The organism is Staphylococcus sp. FSL W8-1207 (assembly GCF_038003745.1).
Taxonomy (GTDB): Bacteria; Bacillota; Bacilli; order Staphylococcales; family Staphylococcaceae; genus Staphylococcus; species Staphylococcus equorum.
In genome coordinates this window covers 1-16,102 of record NZ_JBBOPU010000003.1, presented here as the reverse complement: position 1 = coordinate 16,102, position 16,102 = coordinate 1, and the positions used below count along the sequence as shown (strand labels likewise).

Annotated in this window: 16 protein-coding genes and 1 pseudogene; 13 read left to right on the top strand and 4 right to left on the bottom strand. The window is 34.1% G+C overall.

The features are described from left to right. Positions 1-132: 132 nt before the first annotated feature. The 8 genes from NSR03_RS11995 (at position 133) to NSR03_RS11960 (ending at position 7,372) form a co-directional block, all read left to right on the top strand. Positions 133-1,461: a PTS sugar transporter subunit IIC gene (locus tag NSR03_RS11995; protein WP_002511585.1), complete on the top strand. Its 1,329-nt coding sequence runs from the start codon at positions 133-135 to the stop codon at positions 1,459-1,461. Positions 1,462-1,474: 13 nt separating this feature from the next. Then, on the top strand, positions 1,475-2,371 hold the full coding sequence (locus NSR03_RS11990; protein ID WP_002506561.1) for a DUF7916 family protein: 897 nt from the start codon (positions 1,475-1,477) through the stop codon (positions 2,369-2,371). 30 nt (positions 2,372-2,401) lie between these two features. Next, positions 2,402-2,722 carry a PTS sugar transporter subunit IIB gene (locus NSR03_RS11985; protein WP_002511583.1) on the top strand — a complete coding sequence of 107 codons (321 nt, stop codon included), beginning with the start codon at positions 2,402-2,404 and terminating at the stop codon, positions 2,720-2,722. 10 nt (positions 2,723-2,732) lie between these two features. Then, positions 2,733-3,059 carry a PTS lactose/cellobiose transporter subunit IIA gene (locus tag NSR03_RS11980; RefSeq protein WP_069813510.1) on the top strand — a complete coding sequence of 109 codons (327 nt, stop codon included), beginning with the start codon at positions 2,733-2,735 and terminating at the stop codon, positions 3,057-3,059. Positions 3,060-3,301: 242 nt separating this feature from the next. Continuing rightward, complete coding sequence (locus NSR03_RS11975; RefSeq protein WP_021338845.1) at positions 3,302-5,245, top strand: BglG family transcription antiterminator; 1,944 nt, start codon at positions 3,302-3,304, stop codon at positions 5,243-5,245. A gap of 14 nt (positions 5,246-5,259) precedes the next feature. Further along, the gene (locus tag NSR03_RS11970; RefSeq protein WP_021338844.1) at positions 5,260-5,700 is read left to right on the top strand and encodes a PTS sugar transporter subunit IIA; all 441 of its coding nucleotides are present in this window, start codon (positions 5,260-5,262) and stop codon (positions 5,698-5,700) included. Positions 5,701-5,705: 5 nt separating this feature from the next. After that, entirely contained in the window at positions 5,706-5,990 is a 285-nt protein-coding gene (locus NSR03_RS11965; protein WP_021338843.1) for a PTS sugar transporter subunit IIB, read from the top strand. 23 nt (positions 5,991-6,013) lie between these two features. Further along, positions 6,014-7,372, top strand: coding sequence for a PTS ascorbate transporter subunit IIC (locus tag NSR03_RS11960; RefSeq protein WP_069813512.1), 1,359 nt, complete (start codon positions 6,014-6,016; stop codon positions 7,370-7,372). Between the two features lie 104 nt (positions 7,373-7,476). On the opposite strand, the gene NSR03_RS11955 is transcribed toward NSR03_RS11960, so the two are convergent. The 3 genes from NSR03_RS11955 to NSR03_RS11945 form a co-directional block, all read right to left on the bottom strand. Continuing rightward, a complete protein-coding gene (locus tag NSR03_RS11955; protein WP_046466009.1) occupies positions 7,477-7,833 on the bottom strand; it encodes an MmcQ/YjbR family DNA-binding protein in 357 nt (118 codons plus the stop codon). 284 nt (positions 7,834-8,117) lie between these two features. Then, positions 8,118-9,488, bottom strand: coding sequence for an MFS transporter (locus NSR03_RS11950; RefSeq protein WP_069813513.1), 1,371 nt, complete (start codon positions 9,486-9,488; stop codon positions 8,118-8,120). Between the two features lie 325 nt (positions 9,489-9,813). After that, entirely contained in the window at positions 9,814-10,527 is a 714-nt protein-coding gene (locus NSR03_RS11945; protein WP_002511577.1) for an IclR family transcriptional regulator, read from the bottom strand. A gap of 261 nt (positions 10,528-10,788) precedes the next feature. On the opposite strand from NSR03_RS11945, the gene NSR03_RS11940 reads away from it, so the two are divergent. The 4 genes from NSR03_RS11940 to NSR03_RS11925 all read left to right on the top strand — a co-directional run bounded on the left by NSR03_RS11940 (position 10,789) and on the right by NSR03_RS11925 (position 14,668). After that, positions 10,789-11,736 carry a fumarylacetoacetate hydrolase family protein gene (locus NSR03_RS11940; RefSeq protein WP_021338837.1) on the top strand — a complete coding sequence of 316 codons (948 nt, stop codon included), beginning with the start codon at positions 10,789-10,791 and terminating at the stop codon, positions 11,734-11,736. A gap of 19 nt (positions 11,737-11,755) precedes the next feature. Then, positions 11,756-12,244 (top strand): DinB family protein, encoded by a 489-nt coding sequence (locus tag NSR03_RS11935; RefSeq protein ID WP_002511575.1) that lies wholly within the window; start codon positions 11,756-11,758, stop codon positions 12,242-12,244. 29 nt (positions 12,245-12,273) lie between these two features. Then, positions 12,274-13,386, top strand: a complete 1,113-nt coding sequence (locus NSR03_RS11930; protein ID WP_021338836.1) for a cupin domain-containing protein — start codon at positions 12,274-12,276, stop codon at positions 13,384-13,386. A 73-nt stretch (positions 13,387-13,459) separates the two neighbouring features. Continuing rightward, complete coding sequence (locus NSR03_RS11925) at positions 13,460-14,668, top strand: FAD-dependent monooxygenase (protein WP_021338835.1); 1,209 nt, start codon at positions 13,460-13,462, stop codon at positions 14,666-14,668. A gap of 82 nt (positions 14,669-14,750) precedes the next feature. Here NSR03_RS11925 and NSR03_RS11920 read toward each other — a convergent pair whose 3' ends face one another. Beyond that, positions 14,751-15,569, bottom strand: coding sequence for an acyl-CoA thioesterase (locus NSR03_RS11920; protein ID WP_069813516.1), 819 nt, complete (start codon positions 15,567-15,569; stop codon positions 14,751-14,753). Positions 15,570-15,859: 290 nt separating this feature from the next. On the opposite strand from NSR03_RS11920, the pseudogene NSR03_RS11915 reads away from it, so the two are divergent. Next, a pseudogene (locus NSR03_RS11915) lies at positions 15,860-16,102 on the top strand (tripartite tricarboxylate transporter substrate binding protein); the annotation flags it as partial.

Below are 16,102 nucleotides of genomic sequence, written 5' to 3'. Positions count from 1 at the left end.
ATTTCTTAATACTCTTATTATTATATTAAAAATAAAAAGTTGCAACTATATTGACACATAATTTATTATAAATTATAATTAATCAAAACATTGAAAGCGTTTTCAAAATCGAATCTACGATGGGGTGTTGATGTGAGTAAATTTAATGATGCATTAGAAAAACATTTGTTGCCAGTCGCTTCTAAATTGGGATCTAATAAAATTTTGATTTCAATGAGGGATGGGATTATCGTTGCAATGCCTTTGATTATTATTGGTTCATTATTTTTAGTAATCAGTGGTATTGCGATACCAGGCTGGATAGAGTGGCTAGAAGCACAGGGAATTCAACCATATTTAATGAAAGCAGTGAATGGGACATTCGGGTTAATGGGGTTAGTTGCAAGTTTCGGTGTCGCACATAGTATTGCCCGGCAATACAATACAGATGGGGTTTCAGCCGGTATTATTGCGATGTCAGCGTTTTTAGTTGTCACACCAAATGTAATGACTGGAGATAAGGTGCCTGAAGAGGCAATACCTCAAATATATATGGGAAGTCAGGGCTTATTTGTAGCACTGATTATTGGTATTATTTCAGGGTTAATTTTTCAGTGGTTTATCAATAGAAACATTAGAATCAAAATGCCAGATCAAGTTCCACCAGCAGTAGCACAAAGTTTTAGTGCATTAATACCTGGGGCAGCTATTATCATATTATGGCTTGCTGTATATATCGCATTGGATAATTTACCTTTTGGCAACATCCATGAATTGATTGTTAATACATTAGGTGTGCCGTTAAGTCTGATGGGTGGTAGCTTGATCGGTACCATTATCTTAGTTGGTCTTAATAGTGCATTTTGGTTTGTCGGTATCCATGGTGCAAACGTAGTAAATGCAGTTATGCAACCTATTTGGTTGAAAAATATTGATGAAAACCGTCTAGCATATCAAGCCAATCCACACGGAGACTTACCGCACATCATAACGCAGCCATTCATTGATAACTTTGTATTTATGGGTGGCGGTGGCTCAACAATAGGACTAGTGATCGTAATTGCGATATTAGCTTTTAAAAAGCGTTCTAGTAAAATCACAAAAACGATGGCACCACTTACACTGATGCCAGGTATATTTAATATTAATGAACCGACATTGTTTGGTTTACCTGTTGTACTTAATGTGAGATTAATTATTCCATTTGTATTAGCACCAATGATTAATGCGACGATAACTTATTTCGCAATGTCGAGTGGTCTCGTACACCTTACAAATGGTACAGCGATGCCATGGACGATACCACCTATCATCAGTGGATTTTTAGCAACAGGACATTATAGTGGTTCATTGGTTCAAATTGTCTGTATAATTATCGATATTTTACTCTATTACCCATTTTATAGAGCGATGGAGAAATATAATTTATATTTAGAAGACAAGGAAGCGAACGGAATAAAAGAAACGGAAGAATCAAAATAAAGGAGTAGATGATATGGTTAAGAGATTATTAAGTGCGAATGCTTCAGAAATAGTGAAAATGACGGCTGAAGAATTAAAACAAAGTATTAAAGCAAGTGATGGTCGCGTAGTGTTAGCAGAGAATGTTGTTACGCGCACACCAGTCATACCAGACATAACAAATGCAGAACTATCACGTGCATTCGGAGCAGATTTGATTTTATTGAATGGATTAGATGCGTTCAATCCTAAAGTAGAAAATATAGATGAGAACAAACACGTCATCAAAGAATTGAGACGTCTTGTTGCAAGACCTATAGGCGTCAATTTAGAACCAGTAGATGACCAAGCGAGCATGGCAGAAGAAAAATTAAATATTGCTAAAGGACGTCAAGCAAGTCCGAAAACAGTAAAGGCTTTAGAAAAATTAGGCATAAACTTTATTTGCATGACAGGGAACCCAGGTACTGGCGTATCTAATGAAAAGATTGTTGGTGCAATTGCTGAGACAAGAGCAAATTTTTCAGGATTGATTATAGCAGGAAAAATGCACAGCGCAGGTGTAGATGAACCTGTAATTACAAAAGCATATGTTGAAAAATTTATTGATGCAGGTGCTGATATTATTTTAGTACCATCTATCGGAACAGTGCCAGGGTTTGATGAAGCACAACTAAAAGACATAGTGAAAGCAGTCCATCATCATAGTGGTTTAGTTATGTCAGCAATAGGGACAAGTCAAGAGAGTTCTGACGCCAGTACAATTAGGGATTTTGCTATTCGAAATAAAATATGCGGTGTGGATATTCAACATATTGGTGACGCAGGCTATGGTGGTTTAGCTCCTGTAGAAAATATTTTTGAATTAAGTAAAGCGATACGTGGACAACGTCACACATTATCAATGATAGCGAGATCAATTAACAGATAGGGTATGGTATTAATAAATGGAGGGATTTATATGGCAGAAAAAACAATAATGCTCGTATGTGCAGCAGGAATGAGTACAAGTATGTTAGTTCAGAAAATGCAAAAAGAAGCTGAAAAACAAGAGTTAGACCGTGAAATATTTGCAGTTTCAACGACAGAAGCAGATCAGAAAATTGAAGATGCTCAAGTAGATGTTTTGTTGTTAGGACCACAAGTGCGTTTTAAAAAAGATGAATATACTAAAAAAGGTGCGGAAAAAAACATACCCGTAGAAGTGATTGAAATGACGGATTACGGTACGATGAATGGTGCAAACGTATTAAGTGCTGCTGAACGTTTAATGAGCGAATAGGGGTGGGATGATGACTGAAGAAGAGAAAAATTTAGAATTTGCAATGTCGCTCATTACTTATAGCGGTGATGCTAAAAGTAGTGCGATGGAAGCCATATTTGCAGCTAAAAAAAATGCATTTGATGAAGCGGAAGCAAAACTAAAACAAGCTGAAGATGCATTACTTGAAGCGCATCATGTTCAAACAAACATGTTAACGAAGGAAGCACAAGGTGAACATATCAATTTGACGCTGTTAACAGTGCATAGTCAAGATCATTTAATGACAGCTATCACTTTTAAAGATCTTGCACAGGAAATGATAGATTTGTATAAAGAAGTAAAAAATAATAAATAATTGTATGATTTGTTATGGTATTGAATCAATGTAAGCAAAAGATGTAAAAGTTTAGTTACTTTTACATCTTTTTTGTTTTGAAAAATAAACAAAGATGTATCAAATTAGGTCTATGCATTTTATAATTTAAAAATAGTATTTTTTATTTAGGTGTGCAACTTTTCGTATTGTGAGACGAAATAGATTACACATCCACACGTCCAAGAAAGCGATTACAATATAACTGTAAGGAGGTTGCTGATGTGTTAAGCAAGAGACAACATCATATATTAACGTACTTACTTGAACGTGAAGCCTTTGTTCAAATTCATAATTTAGCAACACAGTTCAATGTATCTGAAAGAACAATTCAATATGATCTTGAATATATTGAAACTATGGAAGATAAATTAGATTTAACGATACATCGGAATAAATATGATGGGATAAAGATTACAACAACAGCTCCTCAGTTGGCAACATTAGAGCCAAAATATACAGGAACATCGATGCATTATTCAAAGAAAGAACGCATATTATATATCACTTTGAAGTTGTTTGAATCGATTGAACCCACATCATCCCAAGTATTAGCAACTTTAGTTTCAGTAACACGTCGTACGATTGTTGAAGATTTGAAAAATGTTCAATCTTGGTTAGAAGAAAACGATTTGCTTCTTGAGTACAAGAAAAATAAAGGGTTTGTGATACAGGGTGAGGAAAATGCTTATCGTAAAGCCTATGCCACACGTGTACATGAATATTTTCAAACGCATACACATCATATGGGACATCAACTTTTTTCGAATAAAGAGTTAGAACAAATTCGTTTAACAGTCACTTCTATCTTATTAGATGCGAAATATCAGTTAGTTCAAAGTGCAATTGACGGATTGATTTATCACATTTTGATTGCGCTACATCGTACAAATGAACATTTTGCCTTCGACATACCTGATAAAGAGTATGAAAAGCTCTCTAAAACAGAGCAATTTCATATTGCGCTTAAAATTAAAGGAAAATTAGAAGATATTTTTCAGATTGAATTTCCAAAAAGTGAGGCAGCTTTTATTACTTTGCATTTATTAGGTGCTAAAACGTCAGAAGTGAATGAACTCAATCAACAAATAGACGATTTAGAGGTATTAACAGAACAATTGATTGAACGTATGAGTGGAGAGTTAGGATTAGATTTAATGTCTGATAGCAAATTAGCAAATGGTTTAATCGTACATTTGAGACCTGCAATTCATCGATTGAAGTTTGATATGACGCATGCGAACCCTTTAAATAAGGAGATTCATGCGCAGTATGACCATATTATAGAGGGAATCAAAAGACATGTATGGGGCATTGAAGAAAATTACCAAATCGACTTTACTGATGATGAATTATCATACATCACACTGCATTTTGCTTCTGCGATTGAACGGATTTCAGCAGTGACAACAAATGCCATTAAAGTCGTATTACTTTGTGGATCAGGTATAGGAACTTCTCAATTATTAAAAAGTAGGATGGATCATATTTATCCGGAATTAGAAATTGTAGATGCTTATTCTATATATGAAATAGATGAAGTAATGCTAAAACATGAAGGTATTGATTATATCATTTCTACTGTCCCTTTTGAACAAGCGAGCGTACCAGTAATTAGGGTTTCACCATTTTTAAATAAAGAAGATCGAAAGCAATTAAATGAAATTATCAACCATTCAAGAGAACGATATGTAAATGATGTCAAAGGGTTAGGACCAACGTTACAAGAAGTATTACCACAATCTCGAATATTGACACAACAGCCAACACTTTTAAGAAATGATGCAATTCGACAATGTGTATCATCGCTTGTAAATGACCAAATCGTAGATGAGGCCTATGCAGCTGACATTATTGAACAATTAGATGCATTTGGACCTTATATGGTAATTAGTCCTCATATTGCATTGATTCATGCTAACCATAAACATGTTAAACAACCTGTAGGCTTTAGTTTAGTTCATTTTAAAACGGGTGTGACCTTTAATCATCAGCAATACGATCCAGTGCATATCATTATTACATTAGCTACGGAGCAACCGCAGATACATTTAAATGCTTTGCGACAATTTAGCGAGCTAATCATGGACGAATCAACGAGAGCAACACTGTTTTCTGGAAATATAGCAGATATCATGTCATGTATTCGTGATGTAAGTCAACATTAATAAGGGGGATATAAATGAGTCTGGAAATTTTATCATCAGATAAAGTACTGATACGAGATCGAGTAGATGATTGGAAACATGCAATTCGTGTAGCATCTAAACCTCTGCTAGAACAAGGGTACTTTAAACAACAATACATTGAAAAGATGATTTATAGCGTAGAAGAATTAGGACCCTATATTGTAATAGCACCTGAAATCGCAATAGCGCATGCTAGACCGAGTGATGATGTCAAAAAAATAGGATTAAGTTTATTGAAATTGAATCACCATATTAACTTTTCTGAAAATGGACATCATGCTTCTCTCGTGTTTGTATTAAGCGCTGTTGATAACGAAGGCCATTTAGAAATATTAAGGAATTTAGCAACCATCTTAGGGGATTCGAACACAGTTAATAAATTATTAGTAGCAACAGACATTGATGAAATAATAAATATATTTAAAGGAGAATGATGAAAATGAAAATTTTAGTTGTATGTGGTCACGGTTTAGGAAGTAGCTTTATGGTGGAAATGAATGCACAGGAAGCTTTGAAAAATTTAAATGTACCATCAGATATTAAAGTAGAACACAGTGATGTTATGTCTGCGAGTCCTGATATGGCAGATTTATTTATTTGCGGTAGAGATTTAGAAGAAAATACAAAGCACTTAGGGGACGTTATTGTTTTAGATAACATTCTAGATAAGGAAGAGTTACAAAATAAATTGAATGAGAAATTAAGTGATTTGAACATTTTATAAATTATAAGTAAGGGGGCAACGTTATGAAACCTATACTAGATTTTATCGTTGATATTTTGAGTCAACCTGCTATATTAGTTGCTTTAATCGCTTTGATAGGTCTAATTATGCAGAAAAAATCTGCCACTGACATCACGTCCGGTACGATTAAAACAATACTTGGATTTTTAGTGTTAAGCGCAGGGGCGAATGTTGTAACACAATCATTAGAACCATTTGGAAAGATATTCCAACACGCTTTTGGCGTGCAAGGTGTTGTACCTAATAATGAAGCAATTATTTCAATTGCTTTAGAACAATATGGCACAACAGCAGCATTAATTATGGTGTTTGGGATGATTGTTAATATCATTATCGCACGTATTACGAATTTGAAATATATCTTTTTAACTGGTCATCATACATTTTATATGGCAGCCTTTTTAGCTATATTACTGTCAGTAGGTAATATCACTGGGACATTGACAGTAATCACGGGATCTATTATTTTAGGATTAATTATGGCCATATTACCAGCGTTAGCACAACCAACGATGAAGAAAATAACTGGAACTAACCAAGTCGCTCTAGGTCACTTTGGTACAATCAGTTATTGGGCAGCTGGAGAGGTTGGAAAGTTATTTAGAGGGAAATCTAAATCAACTGAAGAAATTAATTTTCCAAAAGGCTTAAGCTTTTTAAGAGAAAGTACAATCAGTATTTCACTCACAATGACATTACTTTATTTTGTGGCAGCATTATTTGCGGGGCCAACTTTCGTACATACAGAAATTAGTGACGGCCAAAACTTTATTGTATTTTCACTGATTCAAGGGGTTACTTTTGCAGCTGGTGTGTTTATCATATTAACAGGTGTACGCCTAATATTAGCTGAAATCGTGCCAGCGTTTAAAGGTATTTCTGAAAAATTAGTACCTAATACAAAACCAGCATTAGACTGTCCTATAGTCTTCCCTTATGCACAAAATGCTGTATTAATTGGCTTTTTTGTCAGCTTTATTGTTGGGGTCTTGGGCATGTTCGTCTTATTCTTATTTGGTGGCGTAGTTATACTTCCAGGCGTAGTAGCTCACTTCTTCTTAGGGGCAACTGCTGGCGTTTTTGGTAACGCACGTGGAGGTATTAGAGGTGCAATAGCAGGTTCAGCATTAAATGGCTTGTTAATTACATTCTTACCACTACTGTTCTTGCCATTCTTAGGAGAACTTGGTGGCGCAGCAACGACATTCTCAGATACAGATTTCTTAGTCGTAGGTATTGTCTTTGGTAATATTGCTAAATACCTTGGACTTATCGGTATCGCCGTCTTAGTCTTAATCCTAGCAGCGGTAGCAATATTATTACAAAAACGTACGAATCAAAAAGAAGCAGAAGAACAGTAAAATTAAATAATTAAAATAAAACAGGTGAAGCATCTTATAACTAAAGGATGCTCACCTGTTTTTAATATCAATTTAGTGTGAAGTTTTGCTGAAAATGAACAGAGTTAATGTGTTAACTCAAAACTTTCTGCTATTAAATCTTTAATATGATTTATAGAGTTAATTTCATTTAAATTGATGCTTATCCAATTGGATTTATCCATGTGATAGGCTTTGTAAAACCCTTCTTTTTTTCTTAAAGGACCAATAAATTCTTGTCTGACTTTCAAATTCAATACATCTATTTCATCAGTGCCATTTAATCCTATTTTGTCTTGAGAAATATTCATCACTAAAGCAAACCATTTTTTGCTATCTTTATGTCTTAAAGCTGCAAAGTTCGAATAAGTTTGCCAAGGATAATCTGGTTTTACATCATACTTACGATTCACATAATTAAAAACTTCTTCTCTATCTAACATTATTTCACCTTCTTATTAATTATCTTCCCGTATTATTTTAATTTAATCTCTAGCGATATGGCAGTGTGTTTATGAATGTACTATACAATTGTATGAAATTTTGGATTGTAAAATAACCATTTTCATTAAAAAAGCAGTGATTTGACTCACTCCTTCGGGAAAAGCGCTAGCCGAAAACTACAGGCTGAGGCTATGACCACGGTAAGCGTGCACAAAAAAGGAATGGGAGAGAAATCTAATTTTTATAACAAGATTTTTCTCCCATTCACATTTAAAGTATAAAGTTATTTAACTTCGTTCGGTACGTCTTTCGGCACGTCTTTAACTTGATACGTTTTTTTATATTCTTCACTTGCATGTTGCATGGGTATTAAATAAAGTGCTAAGGCAGCTATTAAACCTGGAATAGCAAAAGCGATAAAGTACATAGGCATAGGTAATGCAAATGTGAGTAAAAAGCCACCCATTAGCGGTCCAATCATTCCGCCGACTCTCCCAATACCAGAAGCTGTACCTAGCGCTGTGGATCTAATATAGGCTGGGAAATATTGCGATACGAAAGCTTGAACGAGATTTTGTGAACCTATGGTAGCAGCGCCAGCGATTGCAATTAAAATATAAATAACAAATATATTAACATCTTTACCTAAAGACAATAGAGATAAAGAAATAGCGCCAGCAATGTATAATGGCACAAGTAGTTTTTTGGAACCAAATTTGTCACATAGTTTTCCGATTATAAGTGTTCCTACGATTGCTCCAACTTGTAATACGATTAAAAACATTAAACTAGAATTTAATTCATATCCTGCTCGCATCATTAAATTTGGTAACCATGTATTTAAACCAAAAATCATTAATAAACAGCAAAAAAAAGTTAACCAAAATAAGACTGTACTGAGCGCCCTGTTTTCTTTAAATAAGTCCATTAAAGGCACTTTAGTAGTAGAAACTTCGATATCTTTTATCGTATCGTTCATTGATATGTTAAGTTTTGGATCAATTTTTCTTAATGTATTTACTGCTTCTTTTTTCCTATTAGTACGATTTGAATAACTAAACGTCTCAGGTAATTGCTTAAGTAAAAACGGTAGTGCAAATATAGGTAAAATTGCCACCCAAAAGATTGAGCGCCAACCTCCGATAGGCATTAATGTTAACCCTAATACTGGTGCAAGAATACCACCAATTGAGTAGCCACATAACACTATTGAAACGACAAGGATTTTCATTCTCTCAGGTGCAAAATCTGTTGCTAGTGCAATTACATTAGGCATGATCCCCCCCAGACCTAAACCTGCTAAAAAGCGATAGATGCCAAACTGTGTTGTATTTGCAGCAAACCCACAAAGACATGTAAATAAGCTGAATAAAACCAATGTGATTGCTATGACATTTTTTCTACCAATACGATCAGCTAGAATGCCAAAACCTATAGCCCCAAACATCATACCGAATAGGCCATAACTACTTAAAGTACCTGCTTCAATTTCGGAGAGCCCCCAATCCTCAATTAACATAGGTACTGCTGTGCCATACAAAACTAAATCATAGCCGTCGAAAATAATAAGAAAAAAGCTCCAAAAAATTAATTTAAAATGAAATTTGTTGAACTTACTTTTATTCACTACTTTGGTTGTATTGATTTCCCCCATAAATATAACCCCTCCATGAAATTAAACACTAATAATTAAAATATGATAATAAAACAGTATATTTATCATATTAGTGTACTTTGTTCTTTAGTGGTGATTATATAGGTGTTTTTTTACAATTACAATGAAAAATGTGAAAATTAAGAATATTTAATTGCTATGGAGATGTAATTCAAACTGTTAGAAAACTAAGAGAAAAGGGCTGAGCGGTAAAATTAATACGATATTTTAACCTCAAAAAAAGAGCCATTAAAATCATTTAATGGCTCTTATGTATTCAATTAATAGTCTAATCAACAGAAAATGATTTGACTTACCTTGAGTATTAAAGGTGTAATCCTAATAATTTAGAAATTTCTTTTTGCTTTTCTAATAAATAGTGTGTATCCGGTGATTCTACTGAATCTGGTAAATTGTCTTTTACTCCTATAACTGAAATAATCCCTTCTAGTTCTTTATTAAATGTAAACACAGGGAAAGAAACAGAAGAAATTGTAGGTATCAACGGTTCTGCAGCGAAAGCAATTTGTTGATTGTGAATTTTATTTAATTCTTCATCTTCGTACTCTTTTTGAGTTTCATCAAAAAAGGCTGCAAATATTTTACCGGAAGAAGATTTCGGGGGAAGTACTGTACCAATTTGGGCACCAATATTTAAAATACCTTCTGCATGCCAAATTTTTGTAACGACTGGGCCTCGTCGAGTGATTACTGAATACAAGACTGTATTGTTATTGTGACGGCCAATTTCTTGTAAGTATGGTGTCACAATAGCCAGTGAGTCTAAATTACCCATTGCTGACATACCTAGTTGTATGAGTTGGTTTCCTAAATGATATTCACCTGTAGCTGGGTTACGATAGACCAATTCATTATTAGCTAAAGTATTCATATATTTATATAAGTTACTTTTCGTAATAGAGGTAATTTGTTGAATCTCACTAAATTTCATAGGGGATTTAGATTTCTGTAATACATTCAATATTTTAATACCTGTATCTAAAGATTGGATATAGTCTTTACTCTTTTTATCCGCCATTTATTACTCACGCTCCTTCATGCAATCAAATTATAGCACAATATTCTAGCACTATACATTTACTCAATTATATTTAAAAATATTGTCTTTTTATACTAATAGAAATGAATTACTAACAAAAGGAAGATTGACAATTTTCTGACAATTAATTATAATTGTTTATAAATAGTGAACTCATTATCACATGAGTGGAAATAATTAGGAAGAATAAGTTTTTATTAATTAAGAAAACTTAAATTTTAAAACAAAGGGAGATATTTTATGAAACTGATTACTTTTAAAACAAATGGTTATTCTAGGTTAGGTACATTAACAGAAAAAAATGAAGTAGTAGATTTAAACTATGCATTTCAAGCTTTATTACAAAGTAAGGGTAAATTTCGTAGTGAAACGATTGCGAAAGCATATGTTCCATCTGATGCGAAGGGGTTCATTGAAGGTGGAGAAGAAAGTTTAAACTATGCTAAAGAAGCAATTGATTTTGCGCAAGCTAAACCAGATGTATTTAATCATCAATTAATTTATAAAAAAGAAGACGTAAAAATAGAGGCGCCTATTCAAAATCCAGGAAAAATGTTTTGTGTAGGACATAATTATGAGGAACACATTAAAGAAATGGGTCGTGACTTACCTGAAAATCCAGTAGTATTTGCTAAATTTGATAATACAATTGTTGGTCCAGAAGACGATATTGTTCATTATCCTATCTCAGATAAATTAGATTACGAAGCGGAACTTGCTTTTGTAATAGGTAAAGAAGCAAAAAATGTATCTGAAGCAGACGCACTTAATTATGTAGCAGGGTACACAATCGTTAACGATGTAACTTACCGTGATATTCAGCAAAGAACTTTACAATGGCTACAAGGAAAAACAGTCGATGGCACAGCGCCAATGGGTCCATGGATTATGACTTCTGATGAATTACAAGATCCAGACGGATTAGAGTTGGTACTCACTTTAAATGGTGAAGAAATGCAACGTTCAAATACATCTAATCATGTATTCACAGTTCAAAAATTAGTTGCTTTCTTATCTGGATTAGCAACATTGAAACCAGGAGATATCGTTTTAACAGGTACACCAGGTGGCGTAGGTTCAGCTCGTGATCCACAAGTATTTATGAAAGAAGGCGATGTCGTAAAAATAGAAATCGATAAAATAGGTGCTTTAGAAAATAAAGTAGTTGCAGAAAATAAACAAAAATAAATTTAAAGGAGCATATAAAATGTCGAAAATAGAAACGTATATCGAATCAATTCAACATACTTTAGATAATATTTTAGAAGAAGTAGATGGATTACCAGAAGAAACAATACGTTGGAACCCAACAGAAGATGAATGGTCTATTTTACAAATTTTAAATCATGTTAAAGAAGCGACTTCATATTGGTTAAGCGAAACTGAAACAGTATTATCAGAACCGGGTTCAAAATGGGGAAGAGGTTTGAAAGATGAAGCTAGATTAGAAGCAGTGTCTAACCCAGAAGCATTAAATGTTGAAAATGTTATACAATCAATTTCGAATTTGAAAGACGAAGTAAATGAAAGACTTTCAAAAATTGACGAAAGCCGTTTAACAGAAGAAAATCCACATCGAAATTTCGAAAAGTTTGGTAATAAACCAGTTTCATTTATCATTGAACATTTTATTGATGAGCATATTGAAAAGCATCTTGGACAAATTAAAAGAAATTTAAGTAAAGTGCCTGAATAAAATTATATTATAAAGGGGAGAATTTTTTTATGGCAGACAAAGGAAGTTTCTTACAAGACAGTGATGTAAAAGATTTCACACGAGATATTCAACAATATAACTTAGGACCTCTTTGGGAAGCTATTCCTGAAGTAATGAATAAGACGCCACAATCACATGCACAAGCTTATTTATGGAGTGGTGAATTGTTGAAGAAAAAATTATCAGAGGCAGCGGAAATATTTACGCCTGATAGAGGTGGCGAGCGTCGTGCTATCTATTTTCAAAATCCAGGTTTAACTTATCGTCAACCATGGGGGCATGTATCAACAACTCAGACGCTTTATGCAGCAGTGCAATTATTACAACCAGGAGAAGAAGCTCCTTCACATCGTCATACGCAAAGTGCACTCAGATTTATAACTGACGGTGAGGGCGCTTATACAATTGTTCAAGGTGAACGTATATTTATGGAAGAAGGGGATTTTTTAACAACGCCTAAAAATTTATGGCATGGTCATGGCCATTTAGGTGATGAACCAATGATATGGATGGATGCGTTAGATATTCCTACTATTTATAATCTAGGTGGTACGTTCTTTGAACCATACGAAGATGGATTGCAACAACCTGATGTTCCTGATAACTTCTCTGAAAAAAGATATCAGGGTGGAATGGTACGTCCAATTGGTGATGACAAATTTGATGTAGCACCACTGGCTAACTATAAATGGGATCGCACTGTAGATGCAATCAACGGTTTGATGAACTTTGAACCTGATCCATATGATGGATTTACAGTTGAATATATTAATCCATCAACAGGAAAATCTGCTAACCCAACCGTTGGCTCTAGAATGACACATTTACCTAAAGGACATCATACAAAGGCACATAGACATACTCACTCAGTTATATATTGTGTGCATAGAGGATCTGGATATACTGTTATTAATGGTACGAAATTTAATTGGAAAAAAGGGGATTACTTTGTAGTACCAAACTGGAATTGGCATGAACATGTAGCAAGTGAAGATTCATATTTATTCTCAGTAAATGATATTCCTATTATGAATCGTTTTGAGTTAGAAAGAGGAGATAGTTTAGAGGAAAACAAGGGGCATCAAAAAATAATAGACGAATTCACAGGGGATTTTCGTTAATCGTATTAGATGATACAAATAGCTTAATCACTATATATTAAAAGTTGATTTTTAAAACAAGGGGGTAAACATCATGAGTAATGAAAATAAAAAAATGATCATTATTGGTGGCGGTATCGGAGGTTTAGCAACAGCTTTGGGTGCTGCTCAGAATGGAAATGATGTTAAGGTTTTAGAAAAGGCACCAGAAATTAAAGAAATTGGCGCGGGTATTCAACTTGCAGCGAATGGTACGAATGTATTACAAAAATTAGGCGTAATGGATAAGATTAATGAAGTAGCTGTTTTTCCAAAACGATTAGTATTAATGAACGCATTTACAGGTGAAGAATTATCTGCGCTAGACATCGATTCGACTTATCGTGAGAGATATGGTGCACCTTATATCGTACTTCATCGTTCTGATTTGCATCGTATTTTATTAGAAGCATGTGAAGAACATCCTAATGTGGAATTATCTACAAATCAATACATCAAAAATATAGAAACAAAAAGCAACGGAGATGTAAAAGTCACAGCTAAAAATGGTGATAGTCATGAAGCAAATGCCGTTATCGGTGCAGATGGTTTATGGTCTACTACACGTGGTTATTTAATTGATGACGAGCCTATTTGTTCAGGATATGTTGCATATAGAGGTGCAATTCCAATGGAAGAAGTTACTAATATTGGTAATTTAGACGATGTTTATATGTGGATTGGTCCTGATATGCATGTTGTACAATATCCAGTACGTAAAGGTGAACTTTATAATCAAGTTGTTGTGTTTAAAAGTAAAAACTATCAACCAGGTAATGAACTAGCAGATGATTGGGGCACACCAGAAGAAATGGATGAAGTATTCTCTGGAACATGTGATAAAGTGCAAACTGCAGTTTCCTATATTTCAAGACAAAAAAGATGGCCAATGTTTGATCGTAAGCCGATTGATAAATGGTCAGAAGGTAACTTTACATTAATTGGTGACGCCGCACACCCAATGTTACAATATCTTGCTCAAGGTGCATGCCAAGCTTTAGAAGATGCATCATTCATGGCTGATATGTTAGAAAAACATGAAACGAATTATGAAAAGGCATTTACAGAATTTGAAGAAGAGCGTAAACCACGCACGACATTTGTACAAGAAAATGCACGTGTATGGGGCGAAATCATACATGGTAAAAATAAAGTAAATAATCTATTAAGAAACGCAATTTTGAAAGCGCGTACAGAACATGATTATCAATATGTAGACCAATATCATGGTGGGCATTTTCAAAGTGAAGAAGTAAGTCATTAAAAGAATTCATAAATTGAGCTATAAAGCATCTATGTTGTAGATGCTTTATAGCTCTTTTTAATTCTCATGAAATTTAAAATGTTTATTCTTTGTAATAAACAAATTGACTCGTTGTCGCAAGTAAATTTCCGTCATAACTCCATATTTCTCCAGTTTGGTCAAAGAAGCCATCATAGAATTTAAGTGCACGTGTATGGCCTAAGACTTCTCGATTACCATTCATTTTAAGTGTTTCTGAATCAGCATGAAAATAAATAGTAAGCGAAACTGTTCCAATAGGTACCATTTTTTCACGACGTACCCAAATACGTGGAAAGAAAGCATCACATATTGAAGTAAGTGAGAGAAAATCAAGGTTTCTCTTTGGATTGTCTTGTATCCATTGAAGTGTCGTAGAATCATGAGCATTGTTAGATTGTGTTTGTGATAATGCGAGTGGTGCCCCTTTAATAATTCGTATATCATAATTCTGTAACCAAGGTGGTGCACCCTCTATTGATGGAAGCGCAACATTTTCAGCAGCTGGTACATTAGGGAACGCTATCTCGGTAGTAGACCAAGTATCTCGTCGTTGAGCAGTAACAGCCGTTCCAGTAATAACAGTTTTAGCATTTTGAGAAAGCACAATATACCAATGCTGAGTGGATCGATTTGTTCGAGTAGGTGTTGCTTTAATATTAAAATCGCCATCAGCTACAGGTGCTGCGTAGTTAATAGTTAACGCAGCTGGTTCTCCTAATCGTTCTGGATGTTCTAAGACAGTACGAAGCAACGTAGATGCAATAACGCCACCAAACGGTCCAATCATATTGGCATACTTTTCGGACGTATGGCCATTATAAGCACCTGGCGTTTCTTCAGTTAGTTGTGTAGCTTTATCAAATGGATGATTCTGTCCCATAGTAAATCCCCCCAAATATTACAATTAATTATCGTTTATACATACATAGTATAACCTGTTTTAGTTGGTTTAAGCATTGATTTTAAGCAATACCTAAAATGATAAAGGCTGAGGTTATATTTCAAAATTGTTTTTAATACTGAATATTTTATTACTATCTTAATATGACTTTTAAAATATTAACATCCGATTCTGAAAAGTATAAAAAAAATAAAATATTGTTTAATTATTCTTAATTATCTGATAATATAAAATTAGTTTGTAAACGTTTTCAATAAAGGGGGATTAAGATGAAAAGATGGGGGATTTTAATTGTCATTTTTTCAGTTGTACTAGCAAGTTGTGGTAAAGAAAATAATTCGAGTGCATCGGATAAACAATTTCCCAATGAAACGATAGAAATCGTTGCGCCAGCTTCTCCAGGAGGCGGTTGGGATACTACAGCACGTGCGATACAAAAAATTATGATTGATGAAGACTTAACTAAACAAAATGTTAATGTGATTAATAAACCTGGAGGTGGCGGAGAAGTC

Excerpts from the sequence above, each read along its gene's own strand:
- NSR03_RS11985 (WP_002511583.1), top strand. The coding sequence starts at position 2,402 with ATGGCAGAAAAAACAATAATGCTCGTATGTGCAGCAGGAATGAGTACA.
- NSR03_RS11930 (WP_021338836.1), top strand. The coding sequence starts at position 12,274 with ATGGCAGACAAAGGAAGTTTCTTACAAGACAGTGATGTAAAAGATTTC.
- NSR03_RS11925 (WP_021338835.1), top strand. The coding sequence starts at position 13,460 with ATGAGTAATGAAAATAAAAAAATGATCATTATTGGTGGCGGTATCGGA.
- NSR03_RS11970 (WP_021338844.1), top strand. The coding sequence starts at position 5,260 with ATGAGTCTGGAAATTTTATCATCAGATAAAGTACTGATACGAGATCGA.
- NSR03_RS11940 (WP_021338837.1), top strand. The coding sequence starts at position 10,789 with ATGAAACTGATTACTTTTAAAACAAATGGTTATTCTAGGTTAGGTACA.
- NSR03_RS11980 (WP_069813510.1), top strand. The coding sequence starts at position 2,733 with ATGACTGAAGAAGAGAAAAATTTAGAATTTGCAATGTCGCTCATTACT.
- NSR03_RS11960 (WP_069813512.1), top strand. The coding sequence starts at position 6,014 with ATGAAACCTATACTAGATTTTATCGTTGATATTTTGAGTCAACCTGCT.
- NSR03_RS11990 (WP_002506561.1), top strand. The coding sequence starts at position 1,475 with ATGGTTAAGAGATTATTAAGTGCGAATGCTTCAGAAATAGTGAAAATG.
- NSR03_RS11935 (WP_002511575.1), top strand. The coding sequence starts at position 11,756 with ATGTCGAAAATAGAAACGTATATCGAATCAATTCAACATACTTTAGAT.
- NSR03_RS11920 (WP_069813516.1), bottom strand. The coding sequence starts at position 15,569 with ATGGGACAGAATCATCCATTTGATAAAGCTACACAACTAACTGAAGAA.
- NSR03_RS11945 (WP_002511577.1), bottom strand. The coding sequence starts at position 10,527 with ATGGCGGATAAAAAGAGTAAAGACTATATCCAATCTTTAGATACAGGT.
- NSR03_RS11965 (WP_021338843.1), top strand. The coding sequence starts at position 5,706 with ATGAAAATTTTAGTTGTATGTGGTCACGGTTTAGGAAGTAGCTTTATG.
- NSR03_RS11955 (WP_046466009.1), bottom strand. The coding sequence starts at position 7,833 with ATGTTAGATAGAGAAGAAGTTTTTAATTATGTGAATCGTAAGTATGAT.
- NSR03_RS11950 (WP_069813513.1), bottom strand. The coding sequence starts at position 9,488 with ATGGGGGAAATCAATACAACCAAAGTAGTGAATAAAAGTAAGTTCAAC.